This window comes from Polaromonas sp. (assembly GCF_012927455.1).
Lineage (GTDB): Bacteria > Pseudomonadota > Gammaproteobacteria > Burkholderiales > Burkholderiaceae_C > Polaromonas.
In genome coordinates this window covers 311,404-327,291 of the sequence record NZ_JABBPE010000002.1, presented here as the reverse complement: position 1 = coordinate 327,291, position 15,888 = coordinate 311,404, and the positions used below count along the sequence as shown (strand labels likewise).

Below are 15,888 nucleotides of genomic sequence, written 5' to 3'. Positions count from 1 at the left end.
GGAAGCTCGCGAAGCCGCGCCAATTCGTGCTTGTGACAAAACGATGAAAATTTAAGCACAATAAAGCTTTTAAAAATCAATGAGTTACGCCGATCTATCGAGATTTCCGGGGGGCACTGCCGCTCCTTCCCATAGACTACGCCCTATGGAGTATTCTCCTCGCCAGATCAAGAGGTTTGACGATGTTTGACGCATCGGCTCGGCCTGACAAAATGCCCGTATTGGCGCGTGAGCCAGGCGTGCGAGTCTGGCCCGTGGGTTCACTGCTACGGGCCATCGCCGACAGCTTGGATGCCCGGTTTAATCCGGTTGCCGTGCAGGGTGAACTTACAGGTTTTTCGCGCGCATCCAGCGGGCACTGCTATTTTTCCCTCAAGGACGAGCAAGGCCAGATTCGCTGTGCTATGTTCCGCCGAGCCGCTGCGCTGCTGGACTTTGCACCGCGCGATGGGCAACTGGTTGAGTTGCGGGGTCGCTTGGGCGTGTACGAGCCACGCGGCGAATTGCAACTGGTGGTGGAGTCCATGCGGCAGTCCGGCCAGGGTAACTTGTTTGAGCAGTTCCTGGCGCTCAAGGCCAAACTCGAGTCGGAGGGCCTTTTTGAGACCGCGCGTAAACGGCAGCCACCCTTGCTGCCCCGCGCGATCGGCGTCGTCACCTCATTGGGTGCTGCCGCCCTGCATGATGTTGTAACTGCACTGCAGCGGCGTGTCCCGCACATTCCAGTAGTGATCTACCCTTCCAGTGTGCAGGGTGCCCAGGCAGCGGGTGAACTGCGCGAGGCCTTGCTCACAGCTTACCGGCGACGCGCTGAGGATGGGGTCGACGTGCTGTTGCTGGTCCGCGGAGGTGGTGCCATGGAAGATTTGTGGGCCTTTAATGATGAACAGCTGGCGCGCACCATCGTGGCCTCGCCCGTGCCCGTGGTCAGCGGAGTAGGGCACGAAACGGACTTCACCATTGCCGATTTTTGTGCCGACCTGCGCGCACCCACGCCCACCGCGGCGGCAGAGCTGTGCGCCCAGCCGCAAAGTGTCTGGCGGGGAGCCCTCGGCCTGGCCTTGTCGCGTCTGCAAAATGGCGTAGATCGGCAAATGCAGGCGCACAGCCAGCGCCTGGACTGGGCGGCGTCCCGCGTCAGCCGGCCCTCGCACCTGGTGACCCGGCAACAGGCACGCGTGGCGAGACTGGCGCAAGAGCTGCGGCACGCAATGCAATCAACGTTGATGCATGAGGGGCGCAGGGTTCAGTCGCTCGGCAACGATTTTCACAGGGAAATGGCCTCCAATCTGCAGCGTAGCCGGCAACTGGTTGAGCGAGCACAATTGCGCCTCAAGCTGCTGGACCCTAAACTGATCTTGCAGCGTGGCTACGCCTGGCTGGCCGACTTGCAAGGGCAAGCTGTGAACAGCGTTAATAAGACGCATCTTGGCCAGCCATTGCGCGCTACCCTTGCCGATGGCGAGGTCGATTTGACAGTCTCGGCGCCGCGGCTCATTTAGTTTTTACAATACTTTTTCTAGTTTTTCGGCAGTCAACCAACCCACTATGAGGAAAAGTAATGGAACACAAGCTACCCCCGCTACCTTACGCAATCGACGCACTGGCCCCGCACTACAGCCAGGAAGCTTTTGAGTACCATCATGGCAAGCACCACAGTGCTTATGTGGTGAACCTTAACAACCTGCAAAAAGGCACTGAGTTCGAGTCCCTGACGCTGGAAGAAATTGTCAAAAAGTCCAGCGGCGGCGTATACAACAACGCGGCCCAGATTTGGAACCACACCTTTTTCTGGAGTTGCATGAAACCAGCAGGCGGCGGTGAGCCCAGCGGTGCGCTGGTAGCGGCCATCAATGCCAAATTTGGCTCCTATGCGGCCTTCAAGGAAGCCTTTGTCAAATCGGCCGTGGGTAATTTCGGCTCGGGCTGGACATGGCTGGTCAAAAAAGCCGACGGCGCTGTGGATATCGTCAACACCGGTCCTGCCGGTACCCCGTTGACTACGGCCGACAAGGCACTGCTGACGGTGGATGTGTGGGAACACGCTTACTACATTGACTACCGCAACCAACGTCCCAAGTTTGTCGAAACCTTTTTGTCCAATTTAGTGAACTGGCGTTTCGTAGAGGCGAATTTCTCCTGATCAGCGTCCATCAAATCGAGGTCACAAAAAAAGCCGACTTCAAGTCGGCTTTCTTATGGGCATAAAAGGCACTCAGCGCCTGACCCCAAACAGCGGGCCGCCCAGTTTGCTGCCCGCCTTGATGCCCTTCTTGGAAAACCAGCCCTTGTTCATCTCCAGAACGTAGCGAACCGGCTCGGTAGAACAGTGAGGTTCCGTGGTTTGTGGCTTCATGTCAGTCAAGTTCACGATGGTCCCGTCATCGGCGACGAAGGCTGCGGTCAGGGGCAGCAGAGTATTTTTCATCCAGAAGCACTGCTGGCTTGCTTGTTCGAACACAAATATCATGCCTTCTTGCGGCGGCATCTCCTTGCGAAACATCAAGCCGGTCTGGCGTTGCTCGGGGGTTGATGCCACCTGAACATCCATCAGGTGCATGCCCGCAGACAATTTGACGCGCTGCAGATTCATTTGAGGGCCTTCTTCGGCCAAAGTCCACAGCGGATAAAGCAAGGCGGTAGCGGCCAGCACTTGAACCAGACCTTTGCATGCCAGGCTGAAGGAGGCGGCGCGGGATTGAGGAAACATAGACCTACCCAGTTGAAGTTGAACTATCAGCATAAACGACGCGCATAAAAAAGCCCGCACAAGGCGGGCTTTTTCGACCGAAGTCACCAGGAATTACTTCTTGGCAGCGGCTTCAGCTTTTTTTGCAGCAGCGGCTTCAGCTTTTGCTTTTTTTGCAGCAGCGGCTTTTTCTTTCTTGGCGGCTTTTGCGGCAGCTTTGTCTTCTTTGGTCATGGCAGCTTTGGCGGCAGGCTTGGCCTCATCAGCTTTCATTTCGGTCTTGGCAGCTGGAGCCGCTGGAGCAGCGGCAGAAGCGCCAGCCATAGGAGCGCCGACGTGAGAAGCGGCGAAAGCGCCAGTAGCGAAGAGGCCAGCGATCAAAACAGCGAGGATCTTGTTCATTTGGAAATTTCCTTGATAACGTTGTTGGAAAAAATACCCCGAACTGCTCGGAGGCCTTACCGTAACGAGGCCTACTCACAATTCGTTGACATCTGGCCGTAAATTCTTTTCAAGAATTTTTTGGGGCTAGAATTTAGGGGTTTTTACCTAAACTGCTCAAAGTGGTGTTTTATCAACGCCATCAGCGCCTACCGGAGACTTTTGTACATGTACAAGCACATCAAGGTGCCCGCCCAGGGCCAGAAAATCACAGTCAATGCTGACAATTCACTGAATGTGCCGGACGAGCCTATCCTGCCATTCATTGAAGGTGACGGCACCGGTGTAGATATTACGCCGGTCATGCTAAAAGTGGTGGATGCTGCGGTTGCCAAGGCCTACGGTGGCAAGAAAAAGATCCACTGGATGGAAGTGTTTGCCGGTGAAAAATCCACCAAGGTGTATGGCCCGGACGTTTGGCTGCCCGAAGAAACCTTGCATGCCGTGCGCGACTTTGTAGTGTCTATCAAAGGCCCCCTGACGACCCCCGTGGGCGGCGGTATCCGCAGCTTGAATGTGGCCTTGCGCCAGGAACTCGACCTCTACGTCTGCCTGCGCCCCATCCAGTATTTTGCTGGCGTTCCTTCGCCCGTGAAAGAGCCGCAGAAGACCCATATGGTGATCTTCCGCGAAAACTCTGAAGACATCTACGCCGGGATCGAATTCGAATCCGGCAGCGACAAGGCCAAAAAGCTCATCAAGTTTCTGCAGGACGAGCTGGGCGTGAAGAAAATCCGTTTTCCCAACACTTCCGGCATCGGCATCAAGCCAGTGTCCAGCGAAGGCACCGAGCGCCTGGTGCGCAAGGCTATTCAGTACGCCATTGACAATGACAAGTCCAGTGTGACCATCGTGCACAAGGGCAACATCATGAAGTTCACTGAGGGTGGATTCCGTGATTGGGCGTACGCTCTGGCGCAGAACGAATTTGGCGCTGAAATGATCGACGGTGGCCCGTGGTGCAAGCTCAAAAACCCGAAAACCGGCAAAGACATCATCATCAAGGATGTCATCGCGGATGCCTTCCTTCAGCAGATTTTGTTGCGCCCGGCCGAATACAGCGTGATTGCCACGCTGAATCTGAATGGTGACTATATTTCCGACGCGCTCGCCGCACAGGTCGGCGGTATTGGCATTGCCCCCGGTGCCAACTTGAGCGACACCATCGCCATGTTTGAGGCAACGCACGGCACAGCTCCCAAATACGCGGGTAAAGATTACGTGAACCCAGGTTCCCTGATCCTTTCTGCGGAAATGATGCTGCGGCACATGGGCTGGGTTGAGGCTGCCGACCTCATCATCAGTTCAATGGAAAAATCCATTGATTCCAAAAAAGTCACCTACGACTTTGCTCGACTCATGGAAGGTGCTACCCAGGTCAGCTGCTCCGGGTTTGGTCAGGTCATGATCGAGCACATGTAAAACCGCCTTTATCGGCCCTGCAAAACCGCCCGGGAGCGATCCCGAGGCGGTTTTTTCATGGCTGCGGATTATGGGCCCCGAAATATGAAAAAAGTCACACTTGAATGTCGCCTTCCTGCCACCAATTCCCGCTGTCTGGCCATTGATCGGCAGGGTGGCTAGAATGAATTCCATGGCAACCAAATCTCCCAAGCCTCCAGCGCTCCCTCCGGCGCCTGCCGTCAAGCCCGACGACGGCAATGGCGGGGATTCGGTCGTACTGGAGCGCAGACCGCAAAAAACCAAGCCGCCGCAGATGTTCCAAGTGGTTTTGCTTAACGATGATTACACGCCAATGGAGTTTGTCGTCGTGGTTATTCAGGAGTTTTTCAACAAAGACCGGGAAACCGCCACGCAGATCATGCTCAAAATTCACTTGGACGGCAAAGGCATTTGTGGCGTATTTTCCAAGGACGTGGCAGCGACCAAAGTCGATCAGGTAACCGAAGCCGCCCGAAAAAACGGCCACCCTTTGCAATGTGTCAGTGAGCCCATTGAAATATGAGAAATGCTGCCAATATTGTCTTGAAGTCAGTACAGTAGAACATCAGCAAGCCGAAAGGAAGAGCAATGATTGCCCAAGAATTAGAAGTCAGCTTGCACATGGCCTTTGTCGAGGCGCGCCAGCAACGTCACGAGTTCATCACCGTGGAACACTTGCTGCTCGCCTTACTCGACAATCCCAGTGCCGCTGAAGTGTTGCGCGCTTGTTCCGCCAATGTCGATGATTTGCGCAAATCGCTTGCCAATTTCATCAAGGACAACACGCCCCAAGTGGCCGGGGCCGACGACGTGGATACTCAACCCACGCTGGGTTTTCAGCGCGTGATTCAGCGCGCCATCATGCATGTACAGTCCACCGGTAACGGTAAAAAGGAAGTGACGGGCGCCAACGTGCTGGTCGCCATTTTTGGCGAAAAGGACTCCCACGCGGTGTATTACCTGCACCAGCAGGGCGTGACGCGTCTGGACGTGGTCAATTTCATTGCCCACGGCATCAAGAAAAGCGACCCCCCCGAGCCGACCAAGTCGGGCGAGTCCGCCCCCGAGAACGAAGAGGGGGGCGAGAAAAATGAGAAAGCCTCGCCGCTCGAGCAATACACGGTTAACCTTAACCAACTCGCTAAAGACGGAAAGATTGACCCGCTGATTGGCCGCCACTATGAAGTCGAGCGCGTCATTCAAATTCTCTGCCGCCGCCGCAAAAACAACCCGCTGCTGGTTGGTGAAGCTGGCGTGGGTAAAACGGCGATCGCCGAGGGCCTGGCCTGGCGCATCACGCAAAAAGACGTGCCCGAAATTCTGGCCGATGCGCAGGTGTTTTCGCTCGACATGGGCGCCTTGCTCGCTGGCACCAAGTACCGCGGAGACTTTGAGCAGCGACTCAAAGGCGTGCTGAAAGCCTTGAAGGACAAGCCCGACGGCATTTTGTTCATCGATGAAATTCACACCCTGATCGGTGCCGGTGCGGCGTCCGGCGGCACGTTGGACGCGTCCAATCTGCTCAAGCCGGCACTTAGCACGGGGCAGCTCAAGTGCATTGGCGCCACCACCTTCACCGAATACCGCGGCATCTTCGAAAAAGACGCGGCGCTGTCGCGGCGCTTCCAAAAGGTCGATGTGGTGGAGCCTACGGTGCAGGAAACTGTCGAAATTCTGAAAGGGTTGAAGTCGCGCTTTGAAGAGCACCACAGCGTCAAGTACGCCCTGGCTGCACTGCAGGCAGCAGCCGAGCTGAGCGCCAAATACATCAACGACCGCCATCTGCCCGACAAGGCGATTGACGTGATCGACGAGGCGGGAGCCGCTCAGCGCATTTTGCCGGCCAACAAACGCAAGAAAACCATCACCAAGACTGAGGTGGAAGAGATCGTGGCCAAGATCGCCCGCATTCCGCCCGCCAATGTGTCCAACGATGACCGCGGCAAGCTCAAGACGCTGGAACGCGACTTGAAAAGCGTGGTGTTCGGTCAGGACAAGGCACTCGACGTGCTGGCGTCCGCCGTCAAGATGGCGCGCTCGGGCTTGGGCCGGGACGACAAGCCAATTGGCTGCTTCCTGTTCTCAGGCCCCACGGGTGTTGGCAAGACCGAGGCGGCCAAGCAGCTGGCCTACATCATGGGCATCGAGCTGATCCGCTTTGACATGTCGGAATACATGGAGCGCCATGCCGTCAGCCGCCTGATTGGCGCGCCGCCGGGCTATGTTGGTTTTGACCAAGGTGGTTTGCTGACTGAGGCCGTCACCAAAAAGCCGCATTGCGTGCTACTGCTTGACGAAATCGAGAAGGCCCATCCGGACATTTTCAATGTGTTGCTGCAAGTCATGGACCATGGCACGCTGACCGACAACAACGGGCGCAAGGCCGATTTCCGCAACGTGATCATTGTCATGACGACCAATGCGGGCGCCGAGACCATGAACAAGGCGACCATAGGCTTCACCAACCCGCGCGAGGCGGGCGACGAGATGGCCGACATCAAGCGCCTGTTCACGCCGGAGTTCCGCAACCGCCTCGATGCAACAGTGAGCTTCAAGGCGCTGGACGAAATCGTGATCTTGCGCGTGGTCGACAAGTTTCTGCTGCAGCTTGAGACGCAGCTGGCAGAGAAGAAGGTTGAGGTCACCTTCACCGATGTGCTGCGCAAATATCTGGCCAAGAAGGGTTTTGACCCGCTGATGGGCGCGCGCCCCATGCAGCGCCTGATCCAGGACACGATTCGTCGTGCGCTGGCTGACGAGTTGCTGTTTGGACGCCTGATTGAAGGGGGTCGTCTGACCGTCGACATGAAGGTGACAACGGATGAAAAAGGCGTGGAGACCGGCGAGGTGGAGCTGGACATCCAGCCGCTGATCAAGCGGGAAGGCCGCGCCAAACCCGAGCCGGAGGCGGCTGAAACCAACTCCTAGCAAGCCCTAGCGCGCTGGCGCGCCCCGTTTGCCCAGCGCAGCGGCAAAGCAGCCAAAAAGGCCGGTAGCATCACGCTATCGGCCTTTTTTAATTTCGCTATAAAAATGATAGCTGCCTGCGCCCGTACTACCTGGGCTAGAGCCTCTTTTTACCCATAAATTACTGAAATACCTCGTTATGGCTCCGCACACCTTTTTCTGGCACGACTACGAAACTTTCGGCATCAACACCCGTCGCGACCGGCCCTCACAGTTCGCCGGAATTCGTACCGATGCCGAGCTGAACGAGGTGGGCGAGCCGTTGATGCTTTACTGCCAGCCCGCCAACGACTACCTGCCTGATCCCGCGTCCTGCCTGATCACCGGCATCACGCCGCAGCATTGCCTGCAACACGGCGTTGCCGAACATGCGTTTGCCGCGCAGATCGAACAGCTGCTGGCGCAGCCCGGCACCATAGGCGTGGGCTACAACACCATCCGTTTTGACGATGAAGTGACGCGCCACATGCTCTGGCGCAACCTGATGGACCCGTACGCGCGTGAATGGCAAAACGACTGCGGCCGCTGGGATCTGCTGGATGTGGTGCGCATGGCCTATGCGCTGCGCCCTGAGGGCATCGTCTGGCCGATCAAGCAGGACGGCCCCTACATCGGCAAGCCCAGCTTCAAGCTGGAAGACCTGGCGCGCGCCAATGGTCTGCTGCACGAGGCGGCGCACGATGCCCTGTCAGACGTGCGCGCCACCATAGCACTGGCGCGCTTGATTCGCACGGCGCAGCCCAAGCTGTTCGACTTTTGTCTCAGTTTGCACAAGAAAGACCGCGTGGCATCCGAGCTTGGCCTGCCTGCCAGCAGCCAGAGCGCCAGACCGTTTTTGCATGTGTCGGGCATGTTTCCGGCCGAGCGCGGCTGTCTGGCCGTGATGTGGCCTCTGGCCACGCACCCGAGCAACAAAAACGAAGTGCTGGCCTGGGACCTGGCGCACGACCCGAGCGAGTTGCCGCTGCTGGACGTGGCCACGCTGCGCCTGCGCTTGTTCACCAAGTCGGCTGATTTGCCTGAAGGCGTGCTGCGCCTGCCGCTTAAATCGGTTCATCTCAACAAGTCACCGATGGTGGTGCGCAAGCTGCAAACCCTCACGCCCGAGATGGCAGCGCGTTGGGGCATCGACATGGACACGGCACTGCGCCACGCTGAAAAAGCCGCCGCCTTGCCCGACATGAGCGAGATCTGGCCCGCAGTTTTCCAGCGCCCCAAGGATGCCGCACCCGATGTGGACGAAGACCTCTACGGCGGCTTCATCGGCAATGCCGACCGCCGGCGGCTGAATCAGCTGCGCGCACTGTCGCCCGCCGAGCTGGCGCACAGCCGCAGCGGTTTCGACGACGAGCGGCTCGAAGAGCTGCTGTTTCGCTACCGCGCGCGCAACTTCGCCGAAACCTTGAACCCGGAAGAAACCCAGCGCTGGGAAGCCCATCGCGCTGCCAGGTTGCTGGAAGGCGCGGGCGGCGCGCGCAATGTCGATGCGCTGTTTGCCGAAATCGACACCCTGTCGGAGAGCGCTGACGAACGCGGCGAAGCCATTTTGGGCGCGCTCTACGACTACGTCGAGTCAATTGCTCCCGAGGCGTGAGCGCGGCAAGGTGATCTGAAACGAGATTGCTATTTAATTGATAGCTGCTCGCGCCCGTCCTGTATGGGCTAGAGGCATAAAACATCCTTAATAACCGTGTTTTCAATGGTTCCGGCTTTCCAAGATGTCTCAGGCCGCAGCGCGTTCGGCTGGGCGCTCGGCATAGGCCATGCCAAAGCGATTCGCCAGAAAATCTGCCAGCGCAATCTCTTCCTGCCGGATGAAGCCCCGCGCTGGCAGCCGTTCGCTGGCTAGCAGATCCAGCACGGTACAAATGCCGGCCGCTGTGGTGATCTGGATGGCGCTGCGCAGCGCGCCGCCGACCACATGGCTGTAGACCTTGTGCGCATAGGTCTCCTGCATCAACCGGCCTTCGCGCAGGCCGCTGACGGTGACAAAGACGATGACCACGTCCTGCAGCGTCGTTGGCAAAGCGTTTTCCAAAATGTCCTTGAGCACATCGCGGCGGTCGCGCAGGCGCAGGTCGTTGATGAGCGCCTTCATGATGGCCGCGTGGCCGGGGTAGCGAATGGTTTTGTAGTTGAGGTTGGTGACCTTGCCGAGCAGCGTCTCGCACAGCGTGCCCAGGCCACCCGAGGTATTGAAGGCCTCGTAGGTCACGCCGTCGAGAGAAAATTCTTCATGCTCGGCCAGCGGCGGCACCTGGCGCAGCACGCCTTCAACAATCGCCTCGCAGGGCTCGCAATATTCGTTGATGACGCCGTCGGTGCTCCAGGTCAGGTTGTAGTTGAGCGCGTTGGACGGGAATTGCGGCAGGGCGCCGACGCGCATGCGCACGCTGTGCAGGCTGTCAAAACGTCGGCACAGGTCGGCCGCCACGATGGAGATGAAGCCGGGCGCCAGGCCGCATTGCGGAATCAATGCCGATTGCGCGTTGCCGGCCAGTTCCCTGACGCGTCGCGTGCTGGCGACGTCTTCGGTCAGGTCCAGGTAATGCACCTGGGTGGCCACGGCAGCCTCGGCAATGGAGGCGGTGAGGTGAAACGGCGCGGCGCTGAGCACGGCGAAATGCCCCGCCAAGGCGGCGCGCAGGGCGAGCGGGTCTGTGACGTCCAGTGTTTGCAACTTCACCCTGGGGCCGGCTTTTACGCTGGCCAGTGTGGCTTGGGAGGCGTCGGCCAGTGTCACTGCGTAATCTCCGGCAGAGTCCAGCAGGGCGGCTATGGTCGAGCCGATCTTGCCGGCGCCTATCACCATAATTTTTTTCATATGAACTCCTTGCTTGCCCTGCCGACGTGGCGGTAGCTGGCTTATTGTGGGCGGGAGTGCTGACGGTTGGTAGTGTCAATTCATACAAATAGTAGTCATAATTTAGACAGATAGAAGTTCGTAACCCAACAGTTCATCTAATTTTGACCTTGCCGCATGAATCTTGACCTTATTGACCGAACCCTGCTTAACGAGCTGCGTGAAAACGCGCGCTGCCCGGTGGCCTTGCTGGCGCGCAAGGTGGGGCTATCGCGCACGGCGGTGCAGGCGCGCATGGCCCGGCTGGAGCGCGACAAGGTCATTACCGGTTACGGTGCGCGCACCGGCGATGTCTACGAGCAGTCGCTGGTCCGCGCCCATGTAATGCTTACCGTCGGCCCCAAGCTGTCCGGCCCAGTCGAAGCGGCGCTGCGCAAGATCCCCGAAGTTGGCTCACTGCTATCAATTAGCGGGACCTTTGACATGATCGCCATCGTGCAGGCAGGCTCGATTGAGCGGCTTGATGCGTTGATCGATAGCATTGGCCTGCTCGACGGGGTGGAGCGCACGCATACGTCGGTGGTACTGTCGACGCGTTTTAGCCGCTAAAAAGTCGGCGGTTACCGGACGGGACGCCTGGCGAACCGGCTTTAGACCCGGGTTCAGATCAAATAAGGCCTACAGCCCAAGCAGGGCGGGCGCAAGCTGCTATGCAATAAATAGCAAAACGGCGGTCGCAGTTGGGATGAAAATCTTGACTATGGGAATAGCACTCTCTCAAGAGTGGGAATGACGGGGTGCTGGTCGACGGATGGTTGGCTCGACTTCCTCGGTCCCAGCTTGTCTGCACAACGGCTTGCCGGGACTTGTCGACGCAGTATCACAGTCGCTGGGGCGCCCCAAGCAAGAGGGTACGACCTGTAAACCGAACGTTCGCGCTGCAGCCATGGGCTGGGCGCAACACGCTCTTTGATTTACCCGAAAAACCTTACTTGGCGTGGCAGGTCAGGCAGACCGCACTGTTCGTATTGGCTACGCGCATGAAGGTCAGATTGAAGGTGCTTCCCGCAGCACCTGACGGCACGCCGTGTGGGTCGTGGCAAGACGCGCATTCGACTTTTGCGTCATACAGCCGCACATCGCCAGTGTCCATGTTGCCGTTGCTATTGGAGTCAAAGAAGGTGGCGTTTCCCTTGGTACCCGTGGGCGTTTTAAAGTCGGTGCCGGGGCCATTGGTGGTGGGAAAGGTGATGCCCACCGGGTGGTCATTGGTCAGGTCGGTGCCGATGGCGGCAATCCTGAAATCAGGTGCGCCTGGAATGGCGACTCCACCATGGCAAGATAGACATCCCGCAGAGTTCAGGGCTTGATGATCCGCCCCTGTCTTTGGGCCAGTCCCTGGCCATGAATTAAGGAACGTTTGGCTAGCCGCAAAAGTAGCTGTTGCTTGATTTGCGTTATAACGGCCGGATCCAGGCATGTTGATGATGGAGTCCACCGCCGTCTGCCCGTCGTGGCAGGAAAGGCAGGATAAGGAATTGACGCCCGGTTGGGAGACCGTTTGCGTAAGCGACGAGGTTTTTAATTCGTTGTAGGTTTTGTACGTTGTTGCCTGCGTTGTTCGGTTCCATAAAGGCAACTTGACGTTGGTATCCGCACCGTGCGGGGTATGGCAATAAACGCAAACCTCACCATAATCGTTGCGCACAAGATCCATAAATGTGCCGTTGGGTCCGGCAGCAGGCGCGCGCTGCGTCAGGTTATGGCGGGTATTGGCAATGCTGCCCTGATTGGTGAATTTGGTGCCTGCAGTGCTTGGGGTTTGCGCTTGAGCCAAGCCCGATCCAAACAGCAGCAAACCCATTGCGACGACAATTTTCTGACTATTCATCTGCGCTCCCCTTTTTAACCTGTTATTTACCATGGTTATCCCTAAAGATTTTTTATGAAAACGAACAACGTGTTGAGCAAAAAACATACCTAAAGCTATTTTTGCGCAGACTGCAACATCTTCTGGCCTTCTTGCTCGCCCAAAGGTCGGAAAACTTCGACTTTGTTGAACAGTTGATCGGCCACGTAAACATTTCCAATCTCGTCCACGGCAATGCCGTTCAGCAGGCCAAATCGCCCTGGATTGCTCTCAGCGCCGGTCTCGCCAACGGCCAGCAATAGCTGACCATCCGGCTGAAAAATCTGAAAGTTGTTGTAGCTCGCGTCGGTTACATAAATCTTGCCTTCGTCGTCCACCGCTATGCCGCGCGGACGGGCGAAGTTGCCAATATTGACGCCGGCTTTGCCGAAAGCACGCAGAAAGCTGCCATCCCTGTTAAAGGCCTGAATGCGAAAATTACCCGAATCAAGCACGTACAGCGTGCCATCGGGCGCGACTGCGGCCTGCAACGGCACGTTGAACTGGCCATCGCCATCACCCCGGGTGCCGATCACCTTGATTTTTTTTCCATCCTTGTCATAAATGACGACCTTGTGCTGATTGCTTTCGTTGTCAGAGCGATCAACCGCGTAAATACGCTCCCCGTCGCGACTGACTGCCACGCCGGTCGGCCTTTCCAGGTCATCGGGGCCGCCTATGGCGCGCTTGAACAGGCCCAGGCTGTCAAATACCAGCACCTCGCGCCGCTTGGAGTCGGCGACATACACATTCATTTCCGCATCCAGCGCCAAACCAGACGGTTTTGCCAGTACAGCGGGCAGGCGCTGACCAAAGCGGAACACTTTGCGCCTGGGCACGTCGAACACCACAATCGATGCGGTGCTGGTGTCGGTCACATAAATGCGGCCTTGGCGTGCCACCGTGGCCGCCGGCTTTTTGAAAACCGGGCTGGTGGAGGTGGCTGGGGCGCCCGTCAGCTCCCGCAATAATTTTTCTTTGGGCAGTTCTACAACCGCAATATCGGACGGCGCACGCAACACCGTCTGGTAGGCAAAACGCGGCCGGTCAGGCGGCTGGGGCCAGACCAGGGGGCCCTTGAAAACTTTGGCCGATTTATCGGGCGTTACGGAACAGGCCGCAAGCACCACGGCGCAAGTCACGCCAGCAAAGCGGGCCATTCGAAGCAAGGCAGTTGCCATGAATATTTACCTTATCAAAAGCAATGTCGCGCAGAGGCATCGCCGTGGATGTAGCTCGTCAGCTGGGGTGCGCGCCTTCGTCAAGCGCCAGCCGGGGCGCTGTGGTTTGACTTGGCTAATGAGGCTGAAGCCGCCCAACACCGCTTGACTAGCAAGCGGGCTTGGCATTCCGGATTATTTGCGTTGCGCGTCAATCCGGATTTTCAGGTTTTTGGCGCCTGGGCGAACTGGTTCGGTCAAACCTTCAAGGTCGCCTGCTGTTGGTGTTGCGCTTCCCGATTTTGAGACGCGGGCGCCCACCACCACCATAGGAAAACTCGACAGCTTGGCATCGGGAACCATGCTCATGCTGTCATCGAGGACAAAGGCTGTTGGCAAATCCTTCACCTGCTTGCGCAGCACAGCCAGCGGAAAACGTGGCCCTTGCGCTGCGCGCGCAAAAATGAACACGGTGTCGGTGTCGGCTACCTGGGCTCGCAGCGCCGCATCAAGTTCAACGGTTCCAGCCACTTCGGCCGCCGCTGCGGCTGGCGCTGAGGGTGCCGTTGCCGTGGGGGGATTGGTAGGTGCAGGTGCCACCGCTAACGGCGCCGGTGCGGTCGCCGGTTTGCCTGCCGCCAGCGTTTGCGCCTCGCCAATGCTGTCGCCGGTCGAGCGTGCAATATCCGAATCAGCCGGCACTATCGCCAGAATTTTCTTCCACTGCGTGATTGCCACCGGGTAGTCACGCCGCTCAAATGCGGCACTGCCGGCCAAAGCCAGCGCCTTGATGTTCTTTGGATCGACTTCCAGGGCGCGCGCAATCAGTTTTTCGGGCTCGCCTTGCAGGCTCTTGTTAAGCGACATCGCCAGGGTGTCGGCGTAGTCGGCCAGCATGTCGGCATTGCCAGGGGCGAGTTTCACCAGGCGCGCATAGGCATCAGCGGCTTCGCCGAAGCGGCCCAGCGCGTTGTAAGAACGCGCCAGCATGCTCCAGCCCTGGACGTCATCAGGCGAATCCTTGAGCCGCTGGGCCAATCCCGTGATCATGGCTTGAATCTGCTCCTCGGTCACTTCATGCGCAGCCTCCTTGGGGGCAGACGTTTGTGCCGGATCCAGCCCGCCAGGGTTGCCCAACAAAAAATACAAGGAAACGGCGACGACAGGCAGCGACAGACCAACCAGTAAACCCACCGCGTTCTTGCGCGGTACGGTTTTGGCGAGCTTTGTCCCAGGCTGTACATCTTCGGCGACCCGTCTTTCGAGTTCCTGCCTGGAGCTTTCATAGGCTGCGGCATCAATGGTGCCTGCCGCCCGGTCGGCATCGAGTTCGTGCAGTTGATCGCGCAGCACCATCAGGTTGACTTCATCGCGCAAGGCATGCAGATGCGCGACTTCATCCTTGCGCAACAGCGGTGTCAAGATAAACAGCAAGGCGCCGGCCATCAACAACACCGCAACAATCCAAAAAGCAATCATTTCTTATCTTTCATATCGGGGGCAGGGCGCAGCAACTGGGCTGCGCGGCGCATTTCGGCTTCCGGCAAGGCATCAACCTGGGTGCGACGGCGGCTTAACTTCAAGCCGAGAAGAAAGATGCCAACGACCAGCAGAAGAAACGGTCCAAACCACAGCAACCACGTCGTGCCCCTGACCGGTGGCCGGTACAGCACGAAATCTCCATAACGCTCCACCATGTAATCGATGATGTCCTGGTCGGACATGCCTTGCCCGAGCTTTTCCCGCACCTGGTTTTTCAGATCGATAGCAAGTTCTGCATTGGAGTCAGCAATGGTCTGGTTTTGGCATACCAGGCAGCGCAATTCTGCGGAGAGCGCCATGACGCGCTTTTCAAGAACCGGGTCGGCCGCCAGGGTAGGCGCTTCTCTCGCATAGGCCGTTGCGGCCGTTGCTGTCGTCAATACCAGCAGGCAGGCAAGAAATAACTTACGCACGGTTCAACTCTTTGATCAAAGGCAGAAGTTTTTCCGTGATGACTTCCGGTGTAACGGGTCCGATATGCTTCATGCGAATCACGCCTTTTTTATCGATGACAAACGTTTCTGGTACGCCGTAGACGCCGTAGTCAATGCCTACTCTGCCGTCGGCATCGACGCCAGAAATCGAGTAAGGATTGCCGAACTGACGCAGCCAGATGGCACCGTTTTCAGTGCCATCCTTGTAGTTGAGTCCGAGCAGCGGCACCGCGCCCTGCTTGGCGAAATCCATCAGCACCGGGTGCTCCTGGCGGCACGCGACACACCACGATGCCCACACATTGAGAAGCCAGACCTGGCCCACCATGTCCTGCGGCGAAATGGTCTTGCCGGGTTCGTGCAGTTGTGCCAACTTGAAGGCCGGAGCGGGCTTGCCAATAAAAGGCGAGGGTATTTCGCGCGGGTTCAAGCGCAGCCCGATACCCAGAAACAACACCAACGTGAGGAAGACGGCAAAAGGTAGAAGAAAGCGTTTCATG

The 15,888-nt window shown here is 57.8% G+C and carries 15 protein-coding genes; 7 read left to right on the top strand and 8 right to left on the bottom strand.

Annotation, left to right across the window (positions count from 1 at the left end; all coding sequences use genetic code 11):
* Positions 1-182: 182 nt before the first annotated feature.
* On the top strand, positions 183-1,502 hold the full coding sequence (gene xseA, locus HHJ18_RS02095; protein WP_296911049.1) for an exodeoxyribonuclease VII large subunit: 1,320 nt from the start codon (positions 183-185) through the stop codon (positions 1,500-1,502).
* A 59-nt stretch (positions 1,503-1,561) separates the two neighbouring features.
* Positions 1,562-2,143, top strand: coding sequence for a Fe-Mn family superoxide dismutase (locus HHJ18_RS02090; protein WP_296911047.1), 582 nt, complete (start codon positions 1,562-1,564; stop codon positions 2,141-2,143).
* Positions 2,144-2,215: 72 nt separating this feature from the next.
* Here HHJ18_RS02090 and HHJ18_RS02085 read toward each other — a convergent pair whose 3' ends face one another.
* Positions 2,216-2,710, bottom strand: coding sequence for a DUF192 domain-containing protein (locus HHJ18_RS02085; RefSeq protein WP_296911045.1), 495 nt, complete (start codon positions 2,708-2,710; stop codon positions 2,216-2,218).
* Between the two features lie 93 nt (positions 2,711-2,803).
* Positions 2,804-3,091 carry a cell envelope biogenesis protein TolA gene (locus tag HHJ18_RS02080; RefSeq protein ID WP_296911042.1) on the bottom strand — a complete coding sequence of 96 codons (288 nt, stop codon included), beginning with the start codon at positions 3,089-3,091 and terminating at the stop codon, positions 2,804-2,806.
* A 201-nt stretch (positions 3,092-3,292) separates the two neighbouring features.
* On the opposite strand from HHJ18_RS02080, the gene icd reads away from it, so the two are divergent.
* The 4 genes from icd to sbcB all read left to right on the top strand — a co-directional run bounded on the left by icd (position 3,293) and on the right by sbcB (position 9,134).
* Positions 3,293-4,552: an NADP-dependent isocitrate dehydrogenase gene (icd, locus tag HHJ18_RS02075; RefSeq protein WP_296911040.1), complete on the top strand. Its 1,260-nt coding sequence runs from the start codon at positions 3,293-3,295 to the stop codon at positions 4,550-4,552.
* 172 nt (positions 4,553-4,724) lie between these two features.
* Positions 4,725-5,096 carry an ATP-dependent Clp protease adapter ClpS gene (gene clpS, locus HHJ18_RS02070; protein WP_296911888.1) on the top strand — a complete coding sequence of 124 codons (372 nt, stop codon included), beginning with the start codon at positions 4,725-4,727 and terminating at the stop codon, positions 5,094-5,096.
* Positions 5,097-5,161: 65 nt separating this feature from the next.
* A complete protein-coding gene (clpA, locus tag HHJ18_RS02065; RefSeq protein ID WP_296911038.1) occupies positions 5,162-7,501 on the top strand; it encodes an ATP-dependent Clp protease ATP-binding subunit ClpA in 2,340 nt (779 codons plus the stop codon).
* Positions 7,502-7,679: 178 nt separating this feature from the next.
* A complete protein-coding gene (gene sbcB, locus HHJ18_RS02060; RefSeq protein ID WP_296911037.1) occupies positions 7,680-9,134 on the top strand; it encodes an exodeoxyribonuclease I in 1,455 nt (484 codons plus the stop codon).
* Positions 9,135-9,263: 129 nt separating this feature from the next.
* Here sbcB and HHJ18_RS02055 read toward each other — a convergent pair whose 3' ends face one another.
* The gene (locus tag HHJ18_RS02055; protein WP_296911035.1) at positions 9,264-10,364 is read right to left on the bottom strand and encodes a saccharopine dehydrogenase family protein; all 1,101 of its coding nucleotides are present in this window, start codon (positions 10,362-10,364) and stop codon (positions 9,264-9,266) included.
* A 156-nt stretch (positions 10,365-10,520) separates the two neighbouring features.
* Here HHJ18_RS02055 and HHJ18_RS02050 point away from each other — a divergent pair, with 156 nt between their 5' ends.
* Positions 10,521-10,952 (top strand): Lrp/AsnC family transcriptional regulator, encoded by a 432-nt coding sequence (locus HHJ18_RS02050; protein WP_296911033.1) that lies wholly within the window; start codon positions 10,521-10,523, stop codon positions 10,950-10,952.
* A gap of 379 nt (positions 10,953-11,331) precedes the next feature.
* Here the strand turns inward: HHJ18_RS02050 and HHJ18_RS02045 are convergent, their stop codons facing one another.
* The 5 genes from HHJ18_RS02045 to HHJ18_RS02025 form a co-directional block, all read right to left on the bottom strand.
* Positions 11,332-12,321 carry a cytochrome c3 family protein gene (locus tag HHJ18_RS02045; protein ID WP_296911031.1) on the bottom strand — a complete coding sequence of 330 codons (990 nt, stop codon included), beginning with the start codon at positions 12,319-12,321 and terminating at the stop codon, positions 11,332-11,334.
* Between the two features lie 8 nt (positions 12,322-12,329).
* On the bottom strand, positions 12,330-13,433 hold the full coding sequence (locus HHJ18_RS02040; protein WP_296911030.1) for a 6-bladed beta-propeller: 1,104 nt from the start codon (positions 13,431-13,433) through the stop codon (positions 12,330-12,332).
* Positions 13,434-13,607: 174 nt separating this feature from the next.
* Positions 13,608-14,891, bottom strand: coding sequence for a c-type cytochrome biogenesis protein CcmI (gene ccmI / locus HHJ18_RS02035; RefSeq protein ID WP_296911027.1), 1,284 nt, complete (start codon positions 14,889-14,891; stop codon positions 13,608-13,610).
* Positions 14,888-15,334, bottom strand: coding sequence for a cytochrome c-type biogenesis protein (locus tag HHJ18_RS02030; RefSeq protein ID WP_296911886.1), 447 nt, complete (start codon positions 15,332-15,334; stop codon positions 14,888-14,890). The genes ccmI and HHJ18_RS02030 overlap by 4 nt, the downstream gene beginning before the upstream one ends.
* A 25-nt stretch (positions 15,335-15,359) precedes the next feature.
* The gene (locus tag HHJ18_RS02025) at positions 15,360-15,887 is read right to left on the bottom strand and encodes a DsbE family thiol:disulfide interchange protein (RefSeq protein ID WP_296911025.1); all 528 of its coding nucleotides are present in this window, start codon (positions 15,885-15,887) and stop codon (positions 15,360-15,362) included.
* Position 15,888: the final 1 nt, after the last annotated feature.

Coding starts and splice junctions, on each gene's coding strand:
- xseA (WP_296911049.1), top strand. CDS start 183: ATGTTTGACGCATCGGCTCGGCCTGACAAAATGCCCGTATTGGCGCGT.
- HHJ18_RS02090 (WP_296911047.1), top strand. CDS start 1,562: ATGGAACACAAGCTACCCCCGCTACCTTACGCAATCGACGCACTGGCC.
- HHJ18_RS02085 (WP_296911045.1), bottom strand. CDS start 2,710: ATGTTTCCTCAATCCCGCGCCGCCTCCTTCAGCCTGGCATGCAAAGGT.
- HHJ18_RS02080 (WP_296911042.1), bottom strand. CDS start 3,091: ATGAACAAGATCCTCGCTGTTTTGATCGCTGGCCTCTTCGCTACTGGC.
- clpS (WP_296911888.1), top strand. CDS start 4,725: ATGGCAACCAAATCTCCCAAGCCTCCAGCGCTCCCTCCGGCGCCTGCC.
- clpA (WP_296911038.1), top strand. CDS start 5,162: ATGATTGCCCAAGAATTAGAAGTCAGCTTGCACATGGCCTTTGTCGAG.
- sbcB (WP_296911037.1), top strand. CDS start 7,680: ATGGCTCCGCACACCTTTTTCTGGCACGACTACGAAACTTTCGGCATC.
- HHJ18_RS02055 (WP_296911035.1), bottom strand. CDS start 10,364: ATGAAAAAAATTATGGTGATAGGCGCCGGCAAGATCGGCTCGACCATA.
- HHJ18_RS02050 (WP_296911033.1), top strand. CDS start 10,521: ATGAATCTTGACCTTATTGACCGAACCCTGCTTAACGAGCTGCGTGAA.
- HHJ18_RS02045 (WP_296911031.1), bottom strand. CDS start 12,321: ATGTTTTTTGCTCAACACGTTGTTCGTTTTCATAAAAAATCTTTAGGG.
- HHJ18_RS02040 (WP_296911030.1), bottom strand. CDS start 13,433: ATGGCAACTGCCTTGCTTCGAATGGCCCGCTTTGCTGGCGTGACTTGC.
- ccmI (WP_296911027.1), bottom strand. CDS start 14,891: ATGATTGCTTTTTGGATTGTTGCGGTGTTGTTGATGGCCGGCGCCTTG.
- HHJ18_RS02025 (WP_296911025.1), bottom strand. CDS start 15,887: ATGAAACGCTTTCTTCTACCTTTTGCCGTCTTCCTCACGTTGGTGTTG.